Below are 22597 nucleotides of genomic sequence, written 5' to 3'. Positions count from 1 at the left end.
AAACCGGAGAGGACGAAAGATTCACAAGGTGTGTTTGCCGTCCGCTAACGCAACTGATTGATCCCGGTAAGCCGGTAGCCACTCGCGGATAACGTTGGCGTTGATGCCGTGATGGATGGCTACGCTGGAAATCGTCGCTCCTGGTTGCAGGCACTCCTAAACGACTTGGGCTTTGAACGATTTGTAAGCGTCTGGCGATGTCACCTACCTGACTGAATATCATCCATGTCACAATTCCGCTCGGCCTGGTGCTCCGATTTCCTCCATAAAATCATCTAGAAAACTATTAAGGCGTGCATGCCTGACCGCTGCCAACCGAGCACCTTCGGCTGTCTGAAATCCCGAAGCCAGTTTGAGTAATTTTGTGTGGAAATGCTCAATGGTGAAACGTTTGTCTTGATAATCCCTGCCTGCGGCTTCCGGGTTTGTAAAGTCGTAAAGCGCAGAGCCCATTCGCCCAGAAACGTAGAAGCAGCGCGCGACTCCCACCATGCCGATGGCGTCCAGTCGATCACTGTCCTGAAGAATTTTGGCTTCTAGCGTGATGGGCTCGAAGCCTGCTGAGAAGCTGTGGGTCTTCACCGCGTGAGCAACTAGCTCAATTCGCGATGTAGACCAACCCATACGCTCCAAAATAGAGGCGGCTTTTTTGGCCGAAAGAGTTGATGCTTGCGCCCGTAATGGCGAGTTTTTCTCGACTGCCACACAATCATGCAAAATAGTTGCTGCGAGCAATGCTTCTAAGTCTCCACCTTCTTTTTCTTGTAGCCGCCGAACATTTATCCATACTCGGTGAATATGAGAAAGATCGTGAGATCCGTCCGTGCTGGCCTCGGGTAGAAATGCGAGTAAGTCCGACGCTAGGCTCTGGTAAGGAAAAAATGGCTCAACACTCATTTCAAAACTCCTGGAAGGTATCGATCTTAGTGTAGTGGTCAACTCATCCCGGACACGGTTTTTAGTTTTTCTTCAGCTTTCGCCGGAGCCAGTCCATCGTTGAACTGATGAGGTCGGTTCCAGTTGTAGTGGCTCATTAGGTACTGGCCAATGTCTCGTTGAGCTTGCTGCCCGGTCAGGTAGCCCGTGGTCGGTATCCACTCTGATTTCAAGCTGCGAAATACTCGCTCCATCAGTGCATTATCCCCAGCAGTTGCCTCGGCGGCTCATGCTCTGGCGAATGCGGTAGCGCCACAGTCTCTGGCGGAACTGACGGCTGCCATATTGCGATCCCTGGTTGGAGTGGAACAGTAGTCCTTGAGGCTTTCCACGCTGTTCGTAAGCTACGTCCAGCGCTTTGACGACTAAGTCTGCATCCGGCTTCTCTGATAAGGCCCAGCCCACCACTCTGCGTGCGTAGAGATCCAGTACAACTGCCAGATAGTGCCATTTGCCCTGTGCCCAGACGTAAGTGATGTCTCCACACCAGACCTGATTGGCGCTTCGACATCAAACGCTCGGTTCAAGGTATTAGGAATATCTGGCCGCTCCACTGTGGCCTTTTTGTACGCATGTGATCCTGGCTGCTTGCTGATCAACGCCAGCTCACGCATCAGGCTGCGTACCTTGAACCGCCCGATTTGTTCACCTTCTTCTTGCATCATTGCCATGATGGTACGGCTTCTTCTTGCATCATTGCCATGATGGTACGGCTGCCGGGCGCACTTCGACCTCGCGTGAACAACTCATTTACTCGACTGCGCAACCGCAGTCGTTCAACGTCCGGAGTTCGCCTTCTGTGACGATGTGCGTAGTAACTTGAGCGAGTGACTTCAAACACTTCGCACAAACAATCAACGGGCTCATGATCGCTGAGCTGGCGGATCAGCGCGTACGCTCGAGATCTTCCGACATCAAGAGCGCGGTAGCCTTTTTTAGTATCGATTTCTCGCGTTCAAGGCGCGTGATCCGGGCTTCCAACTCTTGGATTTTTTGCTGCTCTGGCGTCAGCGCTTTGCTGGCCGGCGTGATGCCGCCGCGCTCCTGCTGAAGCTGATTAACCCACCGACGCAGGGCCGATTCCACCAAGCCGAGCGAACGGGCCGCTTCGGCATGGCTGTAGCCTTGATCGAGCACCAGGCAGGCAGCTTCGCGCTTGAACTCAGGGGTAAAGGTACGGCGTTGCTTGGTCATCGGACACCTCTCTGTGGCAAGCATTCTCGCCTAAATGGGTGTCCGGGGTTAGTAGACCACTACACGAACTCTCGGACGAGGCCTGGGATGTGGTCTCCGATCTCTTCATCGAAACTCATGGCCGAGGGCGACCACGCCTAAGCGACCGCCTGATGCTCGATGGTGTGCTCTGGGTGCTCTGCTCGGGTGCTGCGTGGCGAGACTTGCCGGAGCGCTTCGGCCCGTGGTCAACGGTGTATCAACGGTTTCGCGGCTGGCGAAATCAGGGGACGTTCGATCAGATGCTCAAACGCTTGCACCTGAGATTGAATGAGCAAGGCCTGACCGATCTGCAAACCTGGATGATCGACTCAACCGCCATACGCGCAACTCGAGCCTCATCCGGCGCTCGGAAAAAGGGGGCCTGACGAGCCTGCCGATCACGCTCTAGGTCGCAGTCGCGGTGGCCTGACTACCAAAATCCACATGCTCTGTGATGCCAACGGGACACCGTTGCGCTTCCTCCTGTCTGGCGGTCAAGCCAGTGACATCAGCTATGCCAAGCCATTGCTGGACGACGTCAGCATTCCATCAAGTCAACGTGGCCGCCCGCGTAAACGCTGCAAATGGTTGCTTGCTGACAAGGGCTACGACGCCGAAGCGCTACGCCGCTACTGCGACCAATATCGAATGCAGCCCGTCATCCCGATACGCTCGATGAAGCGCAAAGCCAAACCTGGCTTACCCAGACTGTTTGATCGGCCCAAGTACCGACGGCGCAACATCATCGAGCGCATGTTTGGCTGGCTGAAAGAGAACCGTCGCATCGTGACACGCTTCGACAAGCTCGCGAAAAGTTATGCCATGGTCTCACTGGCTTGTTCCATGCGGTGTTTGCGACATCTCTTTTCGTACAGAGCCTAGGGCTACCGTTTGCATTGGCAGCTCGGGCTGGCGTTATCGAACCAGCGCCAGCCGCAAGCCAAGCCCCACCAGTACCGCACCCATTGCGGCATCAACCGGCCGACGCACCTTCGTGTAAAACGCCCGCACCCGATCCGTGGAAAACATCAATGCCAGAGTGGAAAACCAGGCAAACGAAACAAGCGTGACCACCACCACGGCAGCAGCCATCACCCAGCCTGGGGCGTGTGCCGGCAGCACGGTGATGAAAAAGCTGCCAAAGAACGCCGCGGCCTTTGGATTTGTGGCGGACACCAGTAACCCAACGCGGGGGGCTGCTGTGGTGGTGTTTTGCGTCGTGCTGATTTCGAGGGCTGCATAAGGCCGCCGCGCGCCGAGCAGCATTTTAATGCCCATGTAGATCAGATAACCCGCGCCCACTACCCGAATCGCGTCATACAACCAGGCCACTGTGCTCAGCAAAACACCCAGGCCGACAATCGCCAGCACCGCCCAAATGGCGATGCCTGCGCTGGTGCCCACTGCAACACCAATCCCTCGGCTGCGGCTCACCAAGGCGTTGGAAGTGACGGCGATGAAATCGGGGCCTGGGCTTACGCAGGCCAGGAGCATGACGGCGCCAATGGTCAAAAGCTGGGAAACGTAGTCCACGTGATGTCTCCAGTTACTTCGTTGTCTATCGAGCTACGTCGTAATGCACCGACAGCAGGCCTTTCTTCTCTTTGAGCTTGAGCACCTTGATCGGCCCGACCAAGCCCGCTGAGGTGACATGCGTGCCGCCGCAACCCTGCATCGGCAAGGTGCCGAAACACACTGAGCGGACACCGCCCTGGTCAATCAACTCACGCGGCACGTTACGCTGGATCAGCGCGTTCACCGCCGCCTCGATGCCTTCGACCGTCAGCGGCTCGCAACCCGCCTGGCGCTCAAAAATCACTCGGCACTCCCCCGGCCAGTGGTGGCCTTTGCTGGGAAGCCAGCCCAAGCTCTGCCCGATACCCGCAATCAGGTGGCCGGCCGAATGCAGGCGAGCATGCAACGCACGCACTTCGGGCGAGATGGCAATCTCGACGCTGCCCATGGGCACGGGTTGCCCGACGACATGCACCACATCGCCCTCGATATTGAGCACTTCCTCTACCCGGATACCCGCGATGGTTCCCTGATCCGCAGGCTGCCCACCGCCCTGGGGGTGAAAGAGGGTCTCGGCCAGGTAGACCCGGAAACGTCCATCCTCCGTCGGCGTGCAACGCACCACGTGCGTGCTCAAGGTCAACTCATCGCTGCTGTAATACGCCCGTTGCATCATCGATCAAATCCTTGGTTCTTTCCGGGGCAGCGCCCGATCAAGATTCAAGGTTAAAGGGCGAGGACTTCGCGCACTTGTAAAAAATTGATGGGGCAACAGCGATCAGTAACGAGACGGTGCAACCCCAAAGGCTTGCTTGAAGGCCCGATTGAAGTGGCTCTGGTCGTAGAAACCCACCTCTTGCGCGACCCTGGTCAATTCCCACTGGGTATGGTTTAGCAGCACACAGGCGCGCTCTAGGCGCAAACGCACCAGCCAGGCATGTGGTGTTATGCCGACCGTCTGCTTGAATAGCTTGAGGAAGTGAAAACGCTCTAGGTCGCACAATGCAGCCAGTTCTTCGAGCGTTATCTTGTCGGCGAGGTGTTCGTTGCAGTAGTCCCGCACACGATGCCACTGCACGATCGAAAGCGGGCCCTTTACGAACTGCGGCTTGACCATCCGCGCTTGGGCAAACAGCCGCCCGAGCAGCATGAGCCATTGAGAATCGACAAACAGCGGGTCTGTAGGCATCCCCGCTGCGAGCGCGTCGTGCAGCCGGGAAAGCTGGATGGCGAGGCTGGCATCCTGTAACAGCGCGCCACCCAGAGCGGAAAACTGGTCACGGCCCGTAAGCTCTTCCGTAACGCTGCGCAACAGGTCGGCGGACACACGGAACGTCTTCAGCGTGTAGGCGTCGTCGCCTGCACTGATGCCATCGTGAATTTCGCCGGGTGGCATCAACTGGATGGTGCCTGGCGACAGCAACGTCGTCTCACCATTGAGTACCTGGCGCTGCACGCCATCGGTGATCAAGCCGACGTGGAAATCCAGGTGGTAGTGACGCCCGAAACGAAAGCTCGAGAAACGCGCCTCGCTCAGCACCAGCCCGGGGATATCCCTGTTGCGTTTGTAATCAACGTGGTCTGCCATTGACCGACTCCTGCCACACCGAGGGTGATCATCTCATACCTGATCTTGCAAGGGCTGGCGTGGTTATCGGGTTAAGGGCTTGGCTGGCGGCAGCGTTGGGGACGTCAGTTAGCGGGGGTGGCGCGGGGTTGATCAGCTTGGTGCAGTGCTCGCTGGCCAGGCGGCTGATGATACGGATGGCCTGGTGGATGCCGGCGGTGTTGTGGAAGCTCAGGTGGAGGTACGTGGATAAACCCCGTCAAGGGTTGAAATTCAGCGCTCCAAAACAGCCCTGGCCTCATCACGCTTGGTCCTCGCAACGGCCAACGAAACGATGGGGTACTTGCCGATGATCAGCGTGCCTTCCTTGCCGTTGGGTTTGAAATACCGCAGCCGCCAAGACTTCGAGCCACTGGGCGCGACGTACAGGTACATACCCCCGCCGTCGAACAGTTTGCAGGCCCCAAAAACACCCCCGGTTATTGGGGATTTTGTTGGTTCCCGACGGAGGGGCGTGGAAACGAAAAACCGGCCAGATGGCCGGTTTAGAGGGCTTTCAAAGCATTCAGCGGAATGCAGTGGAGCTGGATGTGGTGCCGGAGACAGGAATCGAACCTGCGACCTTCGCGTTACGAGTGCGTTAAGAAGGCCATGTTTTCTGGTCATGGCCTAGTATTCATTGGGTTTCATCGTCTGGTTTTGTCTTTTGAAACACGTCCGTATAGTCTATTTTGCTGTCACCCTGCTGTCACGGACATCCAGCCATGAAAACCAAGATCACTGCCAAGCTCCTTGCGGGCATCCAGCCGCAGGAGAAGCCATACCGGATTCATGATACCGCTCAGCCTGGCCTGTCCATCCGGGTGCTCCCCAGTGGCCACTCCAGTTACATGGTCAGCTGGGGCAGGAACCAGGCCGCCACGCTGGGCAGGGTCGGGATGATGACGCTTGAGCAGGCCAGGACAGAAGCCGCCAGGTGGCTGGCAGAAGCACATGAACATGGCTCTCCACTGGTTGCAACCAAGAACAAGCGTAGGGCGACCCATACCCTGGCAAGCTACCTGGCTGAGAGCTATTACCCTTGGCTTGAAACGCACCACAAGGCCCACCAGAAAACCCGGCACGCGATCGAGCACAGCTTTGCCAACCTAATGACAAAGCCTCTCTCAGACCTAACCCAACGAGACCTAGAAGCCATGAGGGTGAAGTGGCTGGCGAGCGGCCTGAAGGATGCGACGGCCAACAGGAAGCTTGCAGCTCTTCGTGGCGCCCTCTCCAAGGCAGTGGAGTGGGGCGCTCTTGAGGATCACCCGATGACAAAGCTGAAGCCATTGCGCCTCGATACCCGTGGCCGGGTTCGATTCCTATCCGGGGAAGAGGAACAGCGCTTGCGCAAGGCTCTGAGCGACCGCGAGGAGCGCATCCGAGCCGAGCGCGACACCGCTAACATATGGCGTCGAGACAGGAAGAAAGACGAACTTCCTAACTTGCGTGAATTCGCGTTCGCGGACTACTTAAAGCCTATGGCAATTATCAGTTTAAACACCGGACTTCGAAGAGGTGAACTATTTAACTTAACTTGGGCTGACATTGACATAAAGCGGAAGAATTTGACTGTAGTTGGCGAGGGCGCCAAGTCAGACCAAACTCGCCATCTACCACTGAATGCCGAGGCGCTCGCAGCTATCGAAGGTTGGAAAAAACAGTCAACCGGCGTCGCACTTGTGTTCCCAAGTCAAACAGGGGGGCGTATGGATAACGTAAAAAAATCATGGGATGCGGTGTTGAAGGCCGCAGAAATCAGCTCATTCCGCTGGCACGACCTTCGCCACACGTTCGCGTCGAAACTGGCGATGAAGGGTGTTCCCCTCAATACGATCCGGGACCTACTGGGCCACGCCGATCTAAAAATGACACTGCGCTATGCTCACTTGGCACCCGATTCTAAAGCTTCGGCGGTAGATCTTCTTCTTTAAACTTTGCAGTCTTTGGGTCAATCTTCATGAGCACAGTTCGGAGGCTATCGCTCAAGGCGCGGAGAGCTTCATTCTCGTTTTTCAACCGTTCATTTTCCATTGCCATTTCCTCAAAGTAACCGCCCTGCTGTATAGCTTCAGCCTTGCGCTCTTCAAGTTCTTTAGGGGTTGGAAGCCCCACATCTTCATAGGTTACCTGGACTACGCTGCCTGCCTCCTGGATTCTCTGGATAAGATCAGGCCAATACTTAGAAAGTACATCTAACCGAGCATTCTTCCATGGGCTGGCGTCAGTTATTACTCTTGGTGTGTATCGCCAAAATGGCGGCGATAGACGGATTGACTCCCAGATCAGCCCTTCTTCAAAGGTCAAAAGGCTCGGATATTCAAAAGCCAGGCGCACAACTCGTATAGCTTCATCCGGCGACCACAGCCGCTCTTTCACTGCGTCCATCACGCTTTGAGGATCAGGCATCTCAGGCTTGTGCTGGTCATTGAGCACCATGAAGTCCACCGGCATTTTCACGTCGGACAAGGCCTGCTCTACCGACCATTCAACCACACCCGTAACCGTTCGCTTCTGGATGCGAGCAGCAATGTCGATGGCGTATTTGATAGCCGGGTCTACCCGAAGCGATACGCTCACCGTTGAGCTCTGATCTGTGGTCTTCCTGGGCCTGGCCATACGCGCACTCCTCCTAGATTTGCTGCAAATACTCTACGCGAACGCAATCGCTGTCAATCGTCTGGTTACGTGCAGTTTTTGCTTGCACATAACTTTTTTGCGTTCTAGATTGGCTGCACCAGGCGCTTTTGCCGTAGGAGGAGAGTGACGTGAACCAACCCCACACCCTGATGCCGTTGTCAGTCGGTCCTGAAGAAGCGGGCCAGATGACGGGGCATACCCGCAGCGCCATCTACGCCGCGATCGCCCGCGGCGACCTGCCGTCGTTCAAGTCCGGAAAACGCCGCCTGATTCTGGTGAGCGAGCTGCAGACCTGGATCAACCGACTGGCTACGGAGAACGGACGATGAGCAAGCAGAGCAAGGCCATTGAGATCAAAGCGAGAGAGGTGGCAGCGGCTCACGGTTGCACCGCCATCAAATCAAGCAAACGCCTGCCGGTGGAGGGCGGCGGTGGGTTTCAGGTGATCGACAGCGAAACCTGCCTTGTGCGAGCCGGCAAGGCTTTCAACCTGTCGGCACAGCAGGTCATCCAACTTTTTGAAGGGGAAGCACAATGAGCATGAGCTTGAATATTGCCCAGGACGATGCGCGCCTGATGATGCAGGCCGGGATTTTCGCCAAGGTGGTGGCCGATCTGATCCAAGACAACGCATCAGCCGGCCACGCAGACGAACCGCAGTTCCTCAATGAGTACCGGGTGGACGGGCTGATGATGGGCCTGCAGCTCGTTGCCAGCGAACTGTGCGCGCGCAGCGAATGGATCACAGAGAGGATCGATCAGGAAGAAGAGAAGGCCCAAGCGGCGTTGCAGCGCCGCAAGGGTCGGGACAGTCGCCGGGAAAGCAATGTCGAGGGCAAGTGTGGCACGCAGCGCGCCGCCTGACAACTCGATGCCCTCAAGCGAAGGGGGCGATTTCAGATCGCATCCTTCGCGCCTGATTGTGAGTCGCTGAATGGCAAGGAAGAAAACCTACAAGGTGGATTTTGGTGGCGGTCGCGCGCTGGCGCTCCCGTACCGCCTGCTGATCCACCCTGCTTTCGACAATCTTTCGCCCAAAGCCATTGCTGTCTTGGTGAAGCTGGCCCGGAACTACAACGGCAAGAACAACGGCGATCTAGCGGTCACCACATCCATGCTTGCCGCTGGCCGGGCGATGGACGCGAAGACGCTTAGGAGCGCCCTGGATGAGCTGCTGGAGGCTGGACTGATCATTAAGACGCGAGAGCCAGGCCCATGGTCAGCCGACGGCAGAAGACAGCCCACGCTGTACGCGATCACCTGGGCTCGAGTCGACGAATGCGCAGGCAAGGATCTTGAGGTTCCGCCTGGTCCGCCGCGTTTCAAGTTCATCTGATTTCGATTTTGCCAGTGGGATTTTTTCCGCAAACCAATGGGATTTTTTCCCAGTAGCCGCCCTTGAGTTTGTCCGGTTCTGTCCGGGTATGCATCTCAGATGATGGGTCGGTGGGATTTTTTCCCACTGGCTTCCAGGAATCATGCGGCCTCCAGGGGAAAGGCTAAGGGGAAAAAATCCCACTCTTATTTAATTACACCACCACAGGGTCATTTAAATGGGATCACAAACCTATCGCCAGGGCCGGTGTAAGCACCAAATCGCGGGGCGATGCGCCCAAGCCAGGGGGCTTACCTTCCTTGTCGTCGATTTCCTCCCCTGGACACTCATCGACATGTGCAGGCTGTGCGCACAGGAGGTCCGCAAGGACCTGATCTACCAGGTCGAGAAGAGTCCTCTCTGATCGAGACATACCCGAGACACAAAATCTGTTCTGAACGCTACAGGCCGCGCCAGCAAAGGCATGCAGGCCGTCACAGCATCCACCCCAATGGAGGAACCTCACATGACCAAACCGCGCACCCCAGCATTTCCGCGAGAGCTGGCCGAACTGATCGCCAGGAAGGCGCACCAGATGGCCCAGGCGCTCGAACAGCAGGCCATGGAGCAGATGGTGAAGACCGCCAGGCAATCGCTCGCCCGTGGCATCGACGCGCCCGAAATCGCCCGGCAGATGGGCTTGGTGGCAGGGGGTACCCGGAAAGTCTGAGCCCTTTGGCTCGGACACCGCGCCCTCAGTCGTTTTTTCACGCCCGCGAAATTAAAAGTTTAGTACCCGCGAAATATCAAAACGCCCACGGGCGCCCGCCGCCCCAAGGAGCAGCCATGAAACGAGATTTCCAGAGCCTTCGGGCCTACGAACAGCACCTCCGCGCCGCCGGCGTCCCACGCTCTTTGGCGGTGCAGTTCACGGGCCTGATCCCTGACCACGCGATCCGCAATTTGCTTCCCCTGCGCCTGCGCTTTGCGCTTGCACTGCGTGGGTTGATAGGTAGAATTGGCTTGTCGGCTCGGCAGGTTGCCACCGACGCGACAACTCAGGATTCCAGCACGGCGCGAGGCTGTGGAGGGAACGAAGAGGCCAGTTCCGGAGTGAGTCCGGCGGGACGCGAAAGCAAGCAAGAGCGCAGAAGCCACGCCCCCAGCGTGCGCAAGGCGCGTCCCCCTATTCGGAACTGAAGGTACAACCTATGTACAACGCAATGAGCAACTCTGCTCGCACCCTGCAGACCAAGAGCGCCGGCGGCGATTCGACCGAGGCCCTGGTACTCAAGCACCTGCAAGACCGCGACGAAGAGATCAACCGCTTCGCTACCGATGCGAAGGAAACCATCCAGGGCCTCAAGGATCGTCTGCAGGATCTGGAGCAGAAGAGCGCCCGCCGCGGTGCACCAGCCGGTTATGGCGGCGGTGATGACGCGATCGTCAAGATGGCTGACGCGTTCACCAAGTCGGGCCAGTTCGAGGCCTTGAAGTCGGGTAGCCCGACTACCGGGCGCGTCACTGTCGAAAACGTCGCCATCAAGTCGCTGACCAACGCCGGCCAGGGTGTAGCAGGTTCCACCAGCTACTCCGCGACCGCGCAACGCCAGCCAGGCCTTTACAACGATCCTCGCCGCGACCTCTCGTTGCTGGACTATCTGCCCTCGCTCCCGGCCTCTTCGGCCACGTTCGAGTACATGCAGATCAAGGACTACACCAACAACGCTACCGAGCAGGAGGAGGAGGGCGCGCAGAAGGCACAGACCAGCATCGACGCCGAGCTGGAAACCGCCAACATCGCCACCGTCGCCCACTGGACCCGCGCTTCGAAGCAGGTTCTCGATGACACTCCGGCCCTCGGCCAGCAGATCGGCAACCTGCTGAATTACGGCCTGCTGGAGAAGCTGGAGTCCCGCCTGATCGCCGGCCCGGGTGGTAAGGGCAAGATCAAAGGCCTGATCGGCTATGCGGTCCCTCACGTAGTGGTCGGTACCTTGAAGCCGGTGGATGCTATCGGCCAGGCGGTCACCGCTATGAAGACCAGCGGCTGGCAGGCCAGGCTGATCATCATGAACCCCGATGACTGGTTCAGCATCTCCAGCGAGCGCGACGCCGACGGCCAATATGTCCTTGGCTCTCCACGTGATCCTGCGCCGCCAGTGCTGTGGGGTGTTCCGGTGATCACCTCCGGCTCGATGCCGGCGGGCACCGTCCTGCTGCTGGATACCACTCAGGTGGCCATGCTGGACCGCGAGCAGCCCACCCTGATGCTGAGTCGTGAAGACGGCAACAACTTCACCAGCAACCTGGTGACCCTCCTTGCCGAACTGCGCGCTGGCCTGGCGGTGTTCTCGACCGGCGCCGTCCGGTCTGTGGATATCTCCAACGCCACTGGCGGCTAATCAGCCGTGATCAACGAAGGCTCGCCCAAGTAGTCCGGGGCGAGCCTTTTTTGTTTGCGCCTGGATTTGATCCACAGGAGGGTCAACTATGGCTAGTAGATCGTTGGGTACGCTCACGCTGGACCTGATCGCCCGAATCGGCGGGTTCCAGCAAGGCATGGACCAGGCCGCCCGGGTCACCGACAAGCGAATGAAGGAAATCTCCACCAGCGCTGTGAAGGCCGGCAAGATGATCGGCGCCGGCCTGGCTACGGGCGTGGCTGCAGGAGCAACAGCACTCACCGCCATGGCAGTGTCTGCCGTCGACACCGCGGCCGAGATATCAAACCTGGCCCGTATGGCCAACGTCAGTACCACCGACTTCCAGCGCCTCGCGGCGGGCTCGCAAGCCGTGGGCATCGAGCAGGACAAGCTGGCGGACATCCTCAAGGATGTAAACGACAAGGTCGGCGACTTCCTCAACACCGGCGGCGGTGAGATGAAGGACTTCTTCGAGCAGATCGCGCCCCAGGTGGGTGTCACTGCCGAACAGTTCCGCAACCTCAGCGGCAGCCAAGCCCTGGGCCTATACGTCTCCAGCCTCGAAAAGGCCAAGGTCAGTCAGTCCGACATGACCTTCTACATGGAGGCGATCGCCAACGACGCCACCGCGCTCCTGCCGCTCCTACGGAACAACGCAGAAGGGTTCAAGCGCTTTGGTGATGCCGCCGAGGCTGCCGGCGCCATCATGGATGACAAGACAATTCGAGCGGCCCAGGAGCTGAAAGCCGCTACCTGGCTGATCGAAAATTCCGTATCCGGGGTGAGCAACGAGATCAAGGCGGCACTGCTGCCAATGCTCTCCGGTTTCGCCGGAAAGCTCACCGATGTGACTGAAAACGGAGTTCTGGCCAAGAAGATTGCCGACGACCTGGCAGACAGCGTGAAGGTGCTCGGCAAGATGGCTGTGGGCACAGTCGGCGGTCTGCACCTGCTCGCGGCCGGCATCAAGGGCCTGCACGACTTCGATGAAGCAATGGTAGGCGGCGAGGATGCGAAGTGGTGGGATCGCTACCTGCCACCGGTGCGCATCTACAACGCCGTCAAGAATCTCGACGCCATGGGGGAGTCCATCGGGAAGTCGAAGGCCGAGGTCAAGGATCTGCTGGGCATGTACGGCGATCTTTGGGAGGGCATCGATAAACCGCCCGCTGCCGGCGCGAAAAACCAAGTTACCGAACTGGCCGACATGCTCGAGCAGATGCGCAAAGGTGGCATTGGCACCTTCCGGGCAACTACCCCAGATCAGCAGAAATCTGCCAAGGAGCTGGAGAACACCCTCAAAACGGCTGCCAGTGGATTTGCTCAACTCAAGCAGCAATACGACCCGGCCGGGGCCGCGGTAGATGAGTTCAGCAAGCAGACCGAGCAGCTTTCCTTGCTGATGAAAAACGGCAAGATCACTCAGCAGGAGTTCGCCCAGGGCACCGAGTGGGTGGCCCGAGCGTTCAATGATGCGATTCAGTCGTCCAGCGGCTTGGCCGAGCAGATGAAATACCAGGCCGAGCTTGAGAAGGGGCTGGCCAACCAGAAAGCCCAGTATCAACTCGCGGCTGACTCGATCGGCATGGGCAGTAAGGAGGCAGGCCGCTATCAGGAGCAGCTGCAGCTTGAGCAGGAGAACAACGACAAGATCCTTGGTCTGCGCACCGAACTGGCAACCACCTCTGATGCCCTGCGCCGTCGTGACCTGGAAAACCAAATAGCGCTGATCGAGGAATACCAGCCTCTGCAGCTTGAAGCCATGCAGGAAGGGTGGGCGCTGATCGATGAGGCCCAGTCCGATTGGATGAGCGGCATGGCAGGCGCCTGGGCTGATTACGCGGACGCGGCAACGAACTACGCCGCCATGGCAGCCGACGCAACTAGTGTGACGCTCGGCAGCGCCAGAAGCGAGCTGGGTTCGTTTCTCTCGGATGTGGCAACCGGCGCCGAGGATGCCAGTGATGCGCTGGTGGATATGGTGGCGGGGTTTGGCAAAACCATGGTCGACACGCTGGCCGATATGGCTGCCCAATGGCTGGTCTACCAGGGGGTACAGTTGCTGGTGGGCAAGAGCACGCAATCCATGGCGGGCATGGGCCTGGTGGCCAATGCTCAGGCAACCTCGTTCCAGGCCCAGCTGGCGGCGTACGCATCGACGGCAGCAATCCCTATCGTTGGACCGGCAGCAGCTCCTGCTGCAGCGTTCGCGGCTGCTGCAGCTACCGCTCCGATGGTCGCCGGCGTGGCATCAAGCGCGCTCATGGGCATGGCTCACAACGGCCTCGACAACATCCCGCGAGAGGGCACCTGGCTGCTCGATGGTGGGGAGCGGGTTCTGAACCCGAACCAGAACCGCGACCTGACTCAGTACCTGCGCAACGCGAACGATGCTGGCGCCGGGGGCGGAACTGGTGGAGGTATCACCATCAACGCGCCGATCACCGTACAGGCGCAGCCCGGCATGAGCGATGCCGAGGCCAGGCGGCAGGCCGGGGCCATTGGGGAGTCTGTCACGCAGCAGGTGCGCGACGTGCTGTACCAAGAGACCCAGCAGGGCGGATTACTTTGGAGACGCATATGAACCTTGAGCAACGAATGGCGCTGTCTGGCAAGCTGATGGAGGTGCTTCGGCAAGAGCTGGGGCAGCACCTGTGCACTGGTACCGGCAAAGAATGCCGAGAGCGCAAGCATGAGCTGGCCAGGTTAATGGCTCGGGTGTCCGGGGCCGTGATGTACGATGGCTTGCCCGCCAGCGAGCAGGCGTTCCGGACCAAGCGCCTGGAGCGGACGATGGAAAATGCTGCCGAGGAGGTCGGGCAACACGTGTGGCAGGCAGGGGGTACCCGGAAAGTCTGAGCCCTTTGGCTCGGACACCGCGCCCCCAGCTTTTTTTCCATTTCCGCAAAATCCGCGTTTCCAAGGGGGTCGCGTTTCACGACCCCCATGCCCTAGTGATCCGCTACCCCATGAGGTGGCAGAACACCACCCCACCGACTCCTCAAAATTGAGGACACCTCCAACTCCCTCCAATGGAGGAAGTCTCAACTACCTGCGTTGCAGGAAGTCCACCCCGTCTACCTGGCGGGCCAGGTCAAATATCGGGATTCCCGACTTTTGGAGCATCGCATTCAGGCGAATGAGATGTCCTGAAATTTGAGGGCATCTCTGGATGTGAGCAGTTTTGCTCGCATCTCTGGATAGCCCAGCTCTGGACCATCGCCCGGGAGAACCCCGTATCTACCATGGCTCGGTTCTGAGCCATCCACCATTGGTGGCCGAGGGTCTGCAAATTTCCTGCACACCCCCGGGAAATCAACGCCAAACGTTCTTTTGGCCAAGCGTACGCCTGGCGTCCGGCTGCCGGTCACTACGAAATTTTCGTAGTGGGTCGGGACGAAATTCGTACCAACCCCACTTCGTACGAATTTCGTCCGTAGTCAAAGCCGCGAAATTCGCTGGTTAGGCCCGATTCCCCTGGCAGTGCCTCGGCTTGGTCCGATTTCAAATCGAGCCAAGTTTTACGAAGGTTTCGTAAAATCCCGCGCCACGAAACCATGCTCCGCGGCTTTGTGGCGCGCATGAAAAAGCCCCGCCAGATCGTCTCTGTGCGGGGCTTCGTTTGCTGTCATCCTGCTGTCATACCCGGTGATGCTGTCATGCGAATATAGCTGAATGCGCTGATTTTACTGGTGCCGGGGACAGGAATCGAACCTGCGACCTTCGCGTTACGAGTGCGCTGCTCTACCGACTGAGCTACACCGGCGTGTAGCGCAACGTACCACTGCCGCACCCGTTACGCAAACCTCTGTTTCCCCTGGCTTATTCCCCGACCCTCAAGCCCCTTTGCAACCGCCGGGCGCGAGGTCTGCCTCGATGTTGGTGGTGCAGCTCCAGCCGCTGGCCGAACGGGTCAGCGTCAGGGCCTTGCCCACCACATTGGCTGGCGCATCCACCAGGGTGCACACGATGCTCCCACTGCCGTCGGCAGCCTTGCCGTCAGCGGTGATCGCGCAATGCGCGGTAGCGGGCTGGCCGCCAAGCGCTGCTACGTCGGCCACGTCCTTGCCTTCATTCAGGCGCAGGTCCATCGCTGTCTTCAGCGCGCTGATCTCCAGCAGCCCGGCAGCGGCCTTGGTGCGTGACTGGTGGTTGGTGTACATCGGTATGGCGATGGTCGCCAGGATGCCGATGATCGCGACGACGATCATCAGTTCGATCAGGGTGATACCACGTTGCCCTTTCATGAACGTTTTTTCCTTTTTGATACGCGTACTCGTTGAGGTCATTCTCGACCCCGAGCTGACAGCGGCGCAGTAGGCCTGAACAGACACCTTTTGTCACCCCTGCCGGTCAGGGCGTCATCTTCGCTGAACTACTCTAGTGAGCATCGCCAGCGCGCGCCCCTTCACGGAATCGACAAGCTGTTTCCAGGCTTGTCACAGGGCAGATAAGGACCTTTTGCATGAACCATTCGACTCACCTCTATGCCTGGCAGGGCACCGATGCCAAGGGGGCCGCGGTCAGCGGGCAGGTGGCTGGGCGCAGCCCGGCCTATGTGCGGGCCGGGCTGCAGCGCCAAGGTATTCGTGTGGCCCGCTTGCGGCCTGTCAGCCAGCGGGTCTGGCAATGGCCAAAAGCACGGGAGAAGCGCGACCCGGCGGGGTTCAGCCGGCAGCTCGCAACCTTGCTGAAAGCGGGTGTGCCGTTGTTGCAGGCCTTCGAGGTGATGGGGCGCAGTGGGTGCGGCGCGGGGCAGGCGGCGTTGCTGGAGCGGTTGAAACAGGATGTGGCGTCTGGCCTCGGGCTGGCGGATGCGTTGCAGCGCCAGCCCGCGTGGTTTGACGGGTTGTACTGCAACCTGGTGCGGGTGGGGGAGCAGTCTGGCACGCTGGACCGGCAGCTTGAACAACTGGCGGGCATGCTGGAACAGCGCCAGGCCTTACGCAAACGGGTGCGCAAGGCGATGCTCTATCCCCTGTTACTGCTGCTGACAGGGTTGGGGGTATCGGCGATTTTGTTGCTGGAAGTGATTCCGCGCTTTCAACGGTTGTTTGCCGGCTTTGATACGGCGCTACCAGCCTTCACGCAGTGGGTGATCGACTTGTCCACAGGGCTGGGCCGCCATGCGCCGCTGCTGTTGATAACGGGGTTTGCGCTGGCGTTGACCGTGCGCGAGGTGTATCGAAGGCACCCGCCAGCACGCCTGTGGATATCTCACCAGGTGCTGCGGTTACCGGTATTTGGCAAGTTGCTGGGGCAGGCTGCCTTGGCGCGTTTTGCCCGCAGTTTGGGCACAGCCTACGCGGCGGGGGTGCCGTTGCTGGATGCGCTGGGCACTGTGGCCAAGGCCAGCGGCAGCGCGTTGCACGAGCAAGCGATTGTGCGGCTGCGCCAGGGCATGGCCAATGGGCAGGGGCTGAACCAGGCGATGGCGCTGGAGCCGCTGTTCCCGCCGTTGCTGGTGCAGCTCACAGCCATCGGCGAGTCCAGCGGCACGCTGGAGCCGATGCTGGACAAGGCCGCCAGCCATTACGAGGAACAAGTCAGCCAAGCGCTGGACCAGTTGACCAGCCTGCTGGAGCCCGCCATCGTGCTGATCCTTGGGCTGCTGGTCGGCGGCCTGGTGGTGGCGATGTACCTGCCGATCTTCCAGTTGGGTAGTTTGATCTGAACATGACGCTATGGACTTTGCTGGCTGAGCAGCCGGCGTACTTCATCACCTTGGCAACGGTGCTGGGGCTGTTGGTCGGCAGCTTTATCAATGTGGTGGTGTATCGCCTGCCGGTCATGCTGGAGCGCCAATGGCAGCGTGAGGCGCAGGAGGTGCTGGGGCTGCCGACCCGCGAGCACGCGCGTTTCGACCTGTGCCTGCCAGCCTCCCGCTGCCCGCACTGTGGGCACGCGATCCGTGCCTGGGAAAACATCCCGGTGCTTAGCTACCTGGCCCTGCGCGGGCGCTGCTCGGCCTGCAAACAGCCGATCAGCTCACGGTATCCGTTGGTCGAAGTGAGCTGTGCCCTGCTATCGATGATGGTGGCCTGGTATTGCGGCGCCGGGGCGCAAGCGTTGGCGCTGCTGGTGTTCACCTGGTGCCTGCTGGCGCTGAGCCTGATCGACCATGACCAGCAGATTCTGCCCGACGTGCTGGTGCTGCCGACGCTCTGGCTGGGGTTGGTGGTCAACGCCTTCGACACCGTGGTGTCGCTGCCCGATGCCCTCTGGGGGGCGGTAGCCGGTTACCTCAGCCTGTGGACAGTGTACTGGGTGTTCAAACTGCTCACCGGCAAGGAAGGGATGGGTTATGGCGACTTCAAGCTGCTGGCGCTGATCGGTGCCTGGGGAGGCTGGCAGGTGTTGCCGATCACCTTGATGCTGTCGTCGGTGGTGGGTGTGGTGGGGGGCCTGGTTTTGCTGCGGTTACGCAGGCAGTCGGTCGGCACGGCGATCCCGTTTGGCCCTTATCTGGCCATTGCGGGGTGGATTGCCGTGCTCTGGGGTGATGAAATGTACGCCTCCTACCTGCAACTGCTTGGATTCTGATGACCACTGCGGCATTCACCCCCTGGATTCTCGGGCTCACTGGCGGTATTGGCAGCGGTAAAAGTGCCGCTGCAGAGCGCTTCGTCGCGCTGGGCGTGCACCTGGTCGATGCCGACCAGGCGGCGCGCTGGGTTGTCGAACCTGGCCGCCCGGCCCTGGCCAGCATCGTCGAGCGCTTTGGCCCTGGCGTGTTGCTGGACGACGGCCAGCTCGACCGCGCGGCCCTGCGCCAACTGATCTTTGCCGACCCGGCCCAGCGCAAATGGCTGGAACAACTGCTGCACCCGCTGATCGGGCAGGAGATTTTCAGCTACCTGGCCAAGGCCGAGTCACCCTATGCGGTGTACGTGTCGCCGCTGCTGATCGAGTCTGGCCAGTACCAGAAGACCCAGCGCGTGCTGGTGATCGATGCACCACCGCAGTTGCAGGTGGCGCGAACCTTGCTGCGCGACAACACCAGCGCCGAACAGGTGCAGGCCATTCTCAAGGCCCAGCTGGCCCGCGAGGAGCGTCTGCGCCATGCCGATGACGTGGTCGTCAACGACGGCGACCTTGCCGCCTTGCACGCGCAGATCGACCATCTGCACCACTTTTACCTGACTTTACGAGGAGGCCAGCCATGAGCCAGCCATTGATCGTCGATTGCCCGACCTGTGGCGCACCTGTGGAATGGAACGAGAAAAGCGCGTTCCGGCCGTTCTGTTCGGACCGTTGCAAGCTGATCGACCTGGGCGCGTGGGCGGCTGAAGAGCACAAGATCGCGGGCTCGGAAGAGTCCGAAGATGAGTTGTATTCGGGTGACCTGGAGCCGCGGCATTGAGCTGAATGCTCTGAGGCCTGCGTTGCAGGCCATCACCGCTCATCCTCCTTCCACGGCGCCTGCAGATAGCGCGTGCGGTTGAACGTTTCCAGCCACTCTGGGCTGAAGACCACCAAGGCGCTGATCACCATGCCGTTGATGAACGCCTCGGGGAACATCATCAGCCACAGGTAGCCCACAAAGTCGCTCAGCCACTCCGGCATGGCAAAACGCCCATCCAGCCACAGCAACCCCAACCCGGCCAGCAGGCACACAAGCACCGTCAATGCGGCCGGGAAAAACCCTGAACAGAAGATATAAACGAACAGGTTACGTGGCTGCGCGCGCTCGACCAGGATCGCGCACACCTCGGTAATCAGTACCGGCAGGCCAATCAGCAACAAGCCGTTGACCCCAAGCGCGGCGAGGTCCTGCCGGCCGAGCGCCAGCAGGCCGAGTTGGGCCAGAAACCCGCCGAGCACCGCCAGCGGCCAGTCCAGCAGCAAGGTCACGGCTGTCATGCCGATGAAGTGATAGGACACGCCCGTGTCGAAGTCGCGCCGCACCAGCCACAGCGCGAACAGGCAGAACACAGTACCGAACAGCAGGTGCTGCCTGCGGCTGTCGGCAAACAGTTCGAGCCAGCGGGTACGGCCGGCCGCCCACAACAGCAAGGGCACATAAGCGAGCCAACCGACCGTAAGGGTGGTGCTGGACAATACCTGCGCGCTGATCACGTGACGAAAGCCCCTGGCGATCTTGTGGACATGCCTTGAGTCTACACCCATTCAAAAACAGCATCTTATCGTCATGGTTTAGCGGCTAAGCTTGTCTGCATGGATGACTCAGACTACCTGCGCCTGCTTACCATCCAGGCCGAACAAGCCAACGCCTTCCTCTCCAATGCACGCAAATGGGAGCGGGAGCGTTGGGTATGCCAGCGCCTGCTGCAGGGGCTGAACATCCCCTATCGCAGCGAAGACTTCACCCCAGCCGGCCAGGAACCGCCGGATGTGTTGTTCCGCGACGCTGCGTTCGAGGTGTTTTTCGTGCTCGATGAAGGGCGCCGGCTCAACGACGAGTGGCGCGAAGAACTGCAGCGCCGGCGCAGTGCTTTCTCCCTGGCGCAACTGGTAAGGCGTGAAGCGCGTCCGCGGCGGATCAGCGCCGTGGAGTTGCTCGGGCGCCTGGCCCCGACCCTGCGCAAGAAGGCGCACAACTACCGCGAGCGTGGGTTGGAGTTGAACGAGCTGGACATTATCGCCTTCGCCAGCCTCAAGCGTGAGGTGCTCGACCTCAACACCCACTTCCCGCCGCCTACTGAATACCTGCGCCAGGGTTGGCGGTCGTTGTCGCTGGTCGGGCCGACTTTTGCCCGGGTGCTGTTCGCCCACCCGGATGCGCCGGATTTTCTGCGCGGCAACCTGGGGCGCAGCATTGTCTTCGACGTGGGCATCAGTCTTTGATCCAGTGCCGAGAGTCTTTGCGATGGCGTACACTCGGCGCCAGGGATAGAAAGCATTATCATTTGTCTCAAGTACTTGCCGAACGCTGTAGCGTCCGCGCAGTCACAAACGTCTACCTGACGAGGCCCACCATGACCAGCCGACTGAATCCTGAAGATCAGCGTCGTGTCGATGAGTACCTGCGAGCCCCTCAGCACCAAGTCGAGCGCAAGCCCTTTCGGCCGTGGCTGCTCCTTGTGCTGGTGCTGGCGGTGACTATCGGGCTGGGCCTCATCAGCCGCCTGTTGAGTGGACTGGTGCTATGAGCTGCCTCGCGCTCGCCCTCCTCTCATGCAGTTTGCGGCCGGCCCCCAGGGCCAAGCATTCCGTAAACCTTATGAGATATTCCCATGACTCATCGCATCGTGATTGTCGGCGGCGGCGCCGGCGGCCTGGAACTGGCGACCCGCCTAGGTAAAACCCTGGGCAAGCGCAAACAGGCCAACATCACCCTGGTCGACGCCAACCTCACGCACATCTGGAAGCCCCTGCTGCACGAAGTGGCCGCCGGCTCGCTGAACTCTTCGGAAGACGAACTGAACTACGTGGCCCAGGCCAAGTGGAACCACTTCAACTTCCAGCTGGGGCGCATGAGCGGCCTGGACCGTGAAGGTAAACAAATCCAGCTGGCCGCCACCCTCGATGAAGAAGGCCGCGAGCTGCTGCCTGCGCGCACCCTGGGGTATGACACCCTGGTAATCGCCGTGGGCAGCAACACCAACGACTTCGGCACCCTGGGCGCAGCGCAGCACTGCCTGTTCCTGGATACCCGCAAGCAGGCCGAGCGCTTCCACCAGCAACTGCTCAACCATTACCTGCGCGCCCATGCTGGCGACCAGGCCAGCGAGCAGATCAGCGTGGCGATCGTCGGTGCCGGTGCCACGGGCGTCGAGCTGGCGGCTGAATTGCACCACGCTGCCCACGAACTGGCGGCTTACGGCCTGGACCGCATCCAGCCCAAAGACATGCACATCACCCTGATCGAGGCGGGCCCGCGGGTACTCCCTGCCCTGCCAGAGCGCATCAGCGTGCCGGTGCACAAGACCTTGGAAAAACTCGGCGTGACGGTGATGACCAACGCTGCAGTCAGCGAAGTCACCGAGGACGGGCTGAAGACAGCCAGCGGCGAAGTGATCCAGGCCAGCCTGAAGGTGTGGGCGGCGGGTATTCGTGCGCCGGGCTTCCTCAAGGAGATCGACGGCCTGGAAACCAACCGCATCAACCAGCTGGTGGTCCGCCCGACCCTGCAGACCACCCGCGACGACAACATCTTCGCCTTCGGCGACTGCGCCGCCTGCCCACAGCCAGGCAGCGACCGCAACGTGCCGCCACGCGCCCAGGCGGCGCACCAGCAGGCGTCGATGCTGGCCAAAAGCTTGAAGGCGCGCCTGGAGAACAAAGAACTGCCGACCTATGCCTACAAGGATTACGGGTCGCTGGTGTCGCTGTCGCGCTTCTCGGCGGTGGGTAACCTGATGGGCAACCTGATGGGCAGTGTGAAGCTGGAAGGCTGGCTGGCGCGGATGTTCTACGTGTCGCTGTACCGCATGCACCAGATGGCGCTGTACGGGTTCTTCCGCACGGCGATGATGATGCTGGGGAGCAAGATTGGCCGGGGCACCGAACCGAGGCTGAAGCTGCACTGATCGTGATGAAAAGGGGCCGCTGATGCGGTCCTTTTTTTCGCCCGCAGTTAGCGGTATTGGCCAAACTTTTCGCGAGACAAAAGAAAAAGGGCATCTCAGTCGAGATGCCCTTTTTACATGGTGGGTCGTGTAGGATTCGAACCTACGACCAATTGGTTAAAAGCCAACTGCTCTACCAACTGAGCTAACGACCCTGAAAATGGTCGGGGTGAGGGGATTCGAACTCCTGACATCCTGCTCCCAAAGCAGGCGCGCTACCGGACTGCGCTACACCCCGAGATTGGCTCCGCGACCTGGACTCGAACCAGGGACCCAATGATTAACAGTCATTTGCTCTACCGACTGAGCTATCGCGGAACTGAACTTCGGTACAACTCGAAGCCTGTGTTAGCTTCGTTCTCTTTAGCTATCCGCTTTCGCGTTGTCGCTGCTGAGGCCGGCTATTCTA

26 protein-coding genes, 4 tRNA genes and 1 pseudogene are annotated in these 22597 nt (G+C 59.8%); 17 read left to right on the top strand and 14 right to left on the bottom strand.

Annotation, left to right across the window (positions count from 1 at the left end; genetic code table 11):
• Positions 1-21 precede the first annotated feature (21 nt).
• The 3 genes and pseudogenes from L6D80_RS30265 to L6D80_RS10710 form a co-directional block, all read right to left on the bottom strand.
• Complete coding sequence (locus tag L6D80_RS30265) at positions 22-150, bottom strand: transposase (RefSeq protein ID WP_219824812.1); 129 nt, start codon at positions 148-150, stop codon at positions 22-24.
• 78 nt (positions 151-228) lie between these two features.
• Positions 229-897, bottom strand: a complete 669-nt coding sequence (locus L6D80_RS10715; RefSeq protein WP_054900643.1) for an HD domain-containing protein — start codon at positions 895-897, stop codon at positions 229-231.
• Positions 898-935: 38 nt separating this feature from the next.
• Positions 936-2130, bottom strand: a pseudogene (locus tag L6D80_RS10710) (IS3 family transposase).
• 38 nt (positions 2131-2168) lie between these two features.
• On the opposite strand from L6D80_RS10710, the gene L6D80_RS10705 reads away from it, so the two are divergent.
• A protein-coding gene (locus L6D80_RS10705; protein ID WP_176513442.1) for an IS5 family transposase occupies positions 2169-3033 on the top strand; the annotation gives its coding sequence in 2 pieces (ribosomal slippage) (positions 2169-2519 and positions 2521-3033; 864 coding nt in all).
• A gap of 33 nt (positions 3034-3066) precedes the next feature.
• Here L6D80_RS10705 and L6D80_RS10700 read toward each other — a convergent pair.
• The 4 genes from L6D80_RS10700 to L6D80_RS30085 all read right to left on the bottom strand — a co-directional run bounded on the left by L6D80_RS10700 (position 3067) and on the right by L6D80_RS30085 (position 5899).
• Positions 3067-3684, bottom strand: coding sequence for a LysE family translocator (locus L6D80_RS10700; RefSeq protein WP_176513440.1), 618 nt, complete (start codon positions 3682-3684; stop codon positions 3067-3069).
• A 25-nt stretch (positions 3685-3709) separates the two neighbouring features.
• Positions 3710-4342: an alanyl-tRNA editing protein gene (locus tag L6D80_RS10695; RefSeq protein WP_054900639.1), complete on the bottom strand. Its 633-nt coding sequence runs from the start codon at positions 4340-4342 to the stop codon at positions 3710-3712.
• A gap of 102 nt (positions 4343-4444) precedes the next feature.
• On the bottom strand, positions 4445-5254 hold the full coding sequence (locus tag L6D80_RS10690; RefSeq protein ID WP_054900638.1) for an AraC family transcriptional regulator: 810 nt from the start codon (positions 5252-5254) through the stop codon (positions 4445-4447).
• 252 nt (positions 5255-5506) lie between these two features.
• Complete coding sequence (locus tag L6D80_RS30085) at positions 5507-5899, bottom strand: Arm DNA-binding domain-containing protein (RefSeq protein WP_276574621.1); 393 nt, start codon at positions 5897-5899, stop codon at positions 5507-5509.
• Between the two features lie 98 nt (positions 5900-5997).
• Between L6D80_RS30085 and L6D80_RS10680 the strand changes: the two genes are divergently transcribed.
• The gene (locus L6D80_RS10680) at positions 5998-7209 is read left to right on the top strand and encodes a site-specific integrase (RefSeq protein ID WP_176513438.1); all 1212 of its coding nucleotides are present in this window, start codon (positions 5998-6000) and stop codon (positions 7207-7209) included.
• On the opposite strand, the gene L6D80_RS10675 is transcribed toward L6D80_RS10680, so the two are convergent.
• Positions 7178-7894, bottom strand: a complete 717-nt coding sequence (locus L6D80_RS10675) for a hypothetical protein (RefSeq protein ID WP_176513436.1) — start codon at positions 7892-7894, stop codon at positions 7178-7180. The genes L6D80_RS10680 and L6D80_RS10675 overlap by 32 nt on opposite strands.
• A 149-nt stretch (positions 7895-8043) precedes the next feature.
• On the opposite strand from L6D80_RS10675, the gene L6D80_RS10670 reads away from it, so the two are divergent.
• From L6D80_RS10670 to L6D80_RS10635, 8 genes are all read left to right on the top strand, one after another.
• Positions 8044-8244 (top strand): helix-turn-helix domain-containing protein, encoded by a 201-nt coding sequence (locus tag L6D80_RS10670; RefSeq protein ID WP_176513434.1) that lies wholly within the window; start codon positions 8044-8046, stop codon positions 8242-8244.
• Entirely contained in the window at positions 8241-8453 is a 213-nt protein-coding gene (locus L6D80_RS10665; protein WP_176513432.1) for a hypothetical protein, read from the top strand. The genes L6D80_RS10670 and L6D80_RS10665 overlap by 4 nt, the downstream gene beginning before the upstream one ends.
• Positions 8450-8779 (top strand): hypothetical protein, encoded by a 330-nt coding sequence (locus L6D80_RS10660; RefSeq protein WP_236183042.1) that lies wholly within the window; start codon positions 8450-8452, stop codon positions 8777-8779. The genes L6D80_RS10665 and L6D80_RS10660 overlap by 4 nt, the downstream gene beginning before the upstream one ends.
• 70 nt (positions 8780-8849) lie before the next feature.
• Positions 8850-9251, top strand: coding sequence for a helix-turn-helix domain-containing protein (locus L6D80_RS10655; RefSeq protein ID WP_176513430.1), 402 nt, complete (start codon positions 8850-8852; stop codon positions 9249-9251).
• 505 nt (positions 9252-9756) lie between these two features.
• Complete coding sequence (locus L6D80_RS10650; protein ID WP_236183041.1) at positions 9757-9960, top strand: hypothetical protein; 204 nt, start codon at positions 9757-9759, stop codon at positions 9958-9960.
• Positions 9961-10453: 493 nt separating this feature from the next.
• The gene (locus L6D80_RS10645; RefSeq protein ID WP_236183040.1) at positions 10454-11635 is read left to right on the top strand and encodes a phage major capsid protein; all 1182 of its coding nucleotides are present in this window, start codon (positions 10454-10456) and stop codon (positions 11633-11635) included.
• Between the two features lie 88 nt (positions 11636-11723).
• Positions 11724-14240, top strand: coding sequence for a phage tail tape measure C-terminal domain-containing protein (locus L6D80_RS10640; protein WP_176513426.1), 2517 nt, complete (start codon positions 11724-11726; stop codon positions 14238-14240).
• Entirely contained in the window at positions 14237-14515 is a 279-nt protein-coding gene (locus tag L6D80_RS10635; protein ID WP_176513424.1) for a hypothetical protein, read from the top strand. The genes L6D80_RS10640 and L6D80_RS10635 overlap by 4 nt, the downstream gene beginning before the upstream one ends.
• Positions 14516-15346: 831 nt before the next feature.
• Here the strand turns inward: L6D80_RS10635 and L6D80_RS10630 are convergent.
• Positions 15347-15422, bottom strand: a tRNA-Thr gene (locus L6D80_RS10630).
• A 70-nt stretch (positions 15423-15492) separates the two neighbouring features.
• Positions 15493-15903: a pilin gene (locus L6D80_RS10625; RefSeq protein ID WP_176513422.1), complete on the bottom strand. Its 411-nt coding sequence runs from the start codon at positions 15901-15903 to the stop codon at positions 15493-15495.
• A gap of 218 nt (positions 15904-16121) precedes the next feature.
• Between L6D80_RS10625 and L6D80_RS10620 the strand changes: the two genes are divergently transcribed.
• The 4 genes from L6D80_RS10620 to yacG are packed head-to-tail and all read left to right on the top strand — an operon-like array spanning position 16122 to position 19019.
• Positions 16122-17330, top strand: coding sequence for a type II secretion system F family protein (locus L6D80_RS10620; protein ID WP_176513420.1), 1209 nt, complete (start codon positions 16122-16124; stop codon positions 17328-17330).
• Positions 17331-17332: 2 nt separating this feature from the next.
• Entirely contained in the window at positions 17333-18199 is an 867-nt protein-coding gene (locus tag L6D80_RS10615) for a prepilin peptidase (RefSeq protein ID WP_176513418.1), read from the top strand.
• Entirely contained in the window at positions 18199-18822 is a 624-nt protein-coding gene (gene coaE, locus L6D80_RS10610) for a dephospho-CoA kinase (protein WP_054900634.1), read from the top strand. Before L6D80_RS10615 ends, coaE begins: the two co-directional genes overlap by 1 nt.
• The gene (gene yacG, locus L6D80_RS10605; RefSeq protein WP_054900633.1) at positions 18819-19019 is read left to right on the top strand and encodes a DNA gyrase inhibitor YacG; all 201 of its coding nucleotides are present in this window, start codon (positions 18819-18821) and stop codon (positions 19017-19019) included. The genes coaE and yacG overlap by 4 nt, the downstream gene beginning before the upstream one ends.
• Before the next feature lie 32 nt (positions 19020-19051).
• On the opposite strand, the gene L6D80_RS10600 is transcribed toward yacG, so the two are convergent.
• Positions 19052-19786, bottom strand: a complete 735-nt coding sequence (locus tag L6D80_RS10600) for an energy-coupling factor ABC transporter permease (RefSeq protein ID WP_054900632.1) — start codon at positions 19784-19786, stop codon at positions 19052-19054.
• 48 nt (positions 19787-19834) lie between these two features.
• Here L6D80_RS10600 and L6D80_RS10595 point away from each other — a divergent pair, with 48 nt between their 5' ends.
• From L6D80_RS10595 to L6D80_RS10585, 3 genes are all read left to right on the top strand, one after another.
• Positions 19835-20464: a DUF1780 domain-containing protein gene (locus L6D80_RS10595; protein WP_054900631.1), complete on the top strand. Its 630-nt coding sequence runs from the start codon at positions 19835-19837 to the stop codon at positions 20462-20464.
• Between the two features lie 131 nt (positions 20465-20595).
• Positions 20596-20769, top strand: a complete 174-nt coding sequence (locus L6D80_RS10590) for a DUF3094 domain-containing protein (protein WP_054900630.1) — start codon at positions 20596-20598, stop codon at positions 20767-20769.
• An 84-nt stretch (positions 20770-20853) separates the two neighbouring features.
• Positions 20854-22149: an NAD(P)/FAD-dependent oxidoreductase gene (locus tag L6D80_RS10585; protein ID WP_176513416.1), complete on the top strand. Its 1296-nt coding sequence runs from the start codon at positions 20854-20856 to the stop codon at positions 22147-22149.
• Between the two features lie 118 nt (positions 22150-22267).
• Here the strand turns inward: L6D80_RS10585 and L6D80_RS10580 are convergent.
• The 3 genes from L6D80_RS10580 to L6D80_RS10570 all read right to left on the bottom strand — a co-directional run bounded on the left by L6D80_RS10580 (position 22268) and on the right by L6D80_RS10570 (position 22506).
• Positions 22268-22343: transfer RNA gene (locus L6D80_RS10580), tRNA-Lys, on the bottom strand.
• Positions 22344-22349: 6 nt separating this feature from the next.
• Positions 22350-22426, bottom strand: a tRNA-Pro gene (locus tag L6D80_RS10575).
• Between the two features lie 4 nt (positions 22427-22430).
• Positions 22431-22506, bottom strand: a tRNA-Asn gene (locus L6D80_RS10570).
• Positions 22507-22597 lie beyond the last annotated feature (91 nt).

This window comes from Pseudomonas ceruminis (assembly GCF_021602025.1).
Taxonomy (GTDB): Bacteria; Pseudomonadota; Gammaproteobacteria; order Pseudomonadales; family Pseudomonadaceae; genus Aquipseudomonas; species Aquipseudomonas ceruminis.
This window is presented reverse-complemented; position numbering and strand designations above follow the sequence as displayed.

Excerpts from the sequence above, each read along its gene's own strand:
- L6D80_RS10635 (WP_176513424.1), top strand. The coding sequence starts at position 14,237 with ATGAACCTTGAGCAACGAATGGCGCTGTCTGGCAAGCTGATGGAGGTG.
- L6D80_RS10680 (WP_176513438.1), top strand. The coding sequence starts at position 5,998 with ATGAAAACCAAGATCACTGCCAAGCTCCTTGCGGGCATCCAGCCGCAG.
- L6D80_RS10595 (WP_054900631.1), top strand. The coding sequence starts at position 19,835 with ATGGATGACTCAGACTACCTGCGCCTGCTTACCATCCAGGCCGAACAA.
- yacG (WP_054900633.1), top strand. The coding sequence starts at position 18,819 with ATGAGCCAGCCATTGATCGTCGATTGCCCGACCTGTGGCGCACCTGTG.
- L6D80_RS10665 (WP_176513432.1), top strand. The coding sequence starts at position 8,241 with ATGAGCAAGCAGAGCAAGGCCATTGAGATCAAAGCGAGAGAGGTGGCA.
- L6D80_RS10625 (WP_176513422.1), bottom strand. The coding sequence starts at position 15,903 with ATGAAAGGGCAACGTGGTATCACCCTGATCGAACTGATGATCGTCGTC.
- L6D80_RS10585 (WP_176513416.1), top strand. The coding sequence starts at position 20,854 with ATGACTCATCGCATCGTGATTGTCGGCGGCGGCGCCGGCGGCCTGGAA.
- L6D80_RS10645 (WP_236183040.1), top strand. The coding sequence starts at position 10,454 with ATGAGCAACTCTGCTCGCACCCTGCAGACCAAGAGCGCCGGCGGCGAT.
- coaE (WP_054900634.1), top strand. The coding sequence starts at position 18,199 with ATGACCACTGCGGCATTCACCCCCTGGATTCTCGGGCTCACTGGCGGT.
- L6D80_RS30085 (WP_276574621.1), bottom strand. The coding sequence starts at position 5,899 with ATGACCAGAAAACATGGCCTTCTTAACGCACTCGTAACGCGAAGGTCG.
- L6D80_RS10615 (WP_176513418.1), top strand. The coding sequence starts at position 17,333 with ATGACGCTATGGACTTTGCTGGCTGAGCAGCCGGCGTACTTCATCACC.
- L6D80_RS10640 (WP_176513426.1), top strand. The coding sequence starts at position 11,724 with ATGGCTAGTAGATCGTTGGGTACGCTCACGCTGGACCTGATCGCCCGA.
- L6D80_RS10620 (WP_176513420.1), top strand. The coding sequence starts at position 16,122 with ATGAACCATTCGACTCACCTCTATGCCTGGCAGGGCACCGATGCCAAG.
- L6D80_RS10650 (WP_236183041.1), top strand. The coding sequence starts at position 9,757 with ATGACCAAACCGCGCACCCCAGCATTTCCGCGAGAGCTGGCCGAACTG.
- L6D80_RS10655 (WP_176513430.1), top strand. The coding sequence starts at position 8,850 with ATGGCAAGGAAGAAAACCTACAAGGTGGATTTTGGTGGCGGTCGCGCG.
- L6D80_RS10600 (WP_054900632.1), bottom strand. The coding sequence starts at position 19,786 with ATGGGTGTAGACTCAAGGCATGTCCACAAGATCGCCAGGGGCTTTCGT.
- L6D80_RS10695 (WP_054900639.1), bottom strand. The coding sequence starts at position 4,342 with ATGATGCAACGGGCGTATTACAGCAGCGATGAGTTGACCTTGAGCACG.
- L6D80_RS10660 (WP_236183042.1), top strand. The coding sequence starts at position 8,450 with ATGAGCATGAGCTTGAATATTGCCCAGGACGATGCGCGCCTGATGATG.
- L6D80_RS10715 (WP_054900643.1), bottom strand. The coding sequence starts at position 897 with ATGAGTGTTGAGCCATTTTTTCCTTACCAGAGCCTAGCGTCGGACTTA.
- L6D80_RS10690 (WP_054900638.1), bottom strand. The coding sequence starts at position 5,254 with ATGGCAGACCACGTTGATTACAAACGCAACAGGGATATCCCCGGGCTG.
- L6D80_RS10675 (WP_176513436.1), bottom strand. The coding sequence starts at position 7,894 with ATGGCCAGGCCCAGGAAGACCACAGATCAGAGCTCAACGGTGAGCGTA.
- L6D80_RS10590 (WP_054900630.1), top strand. The coding sequence starts at position 20,596 with ATGACCAGCCGACTGAATCCTGAAGATCAGCGTCGTGTCGATGAGTAC.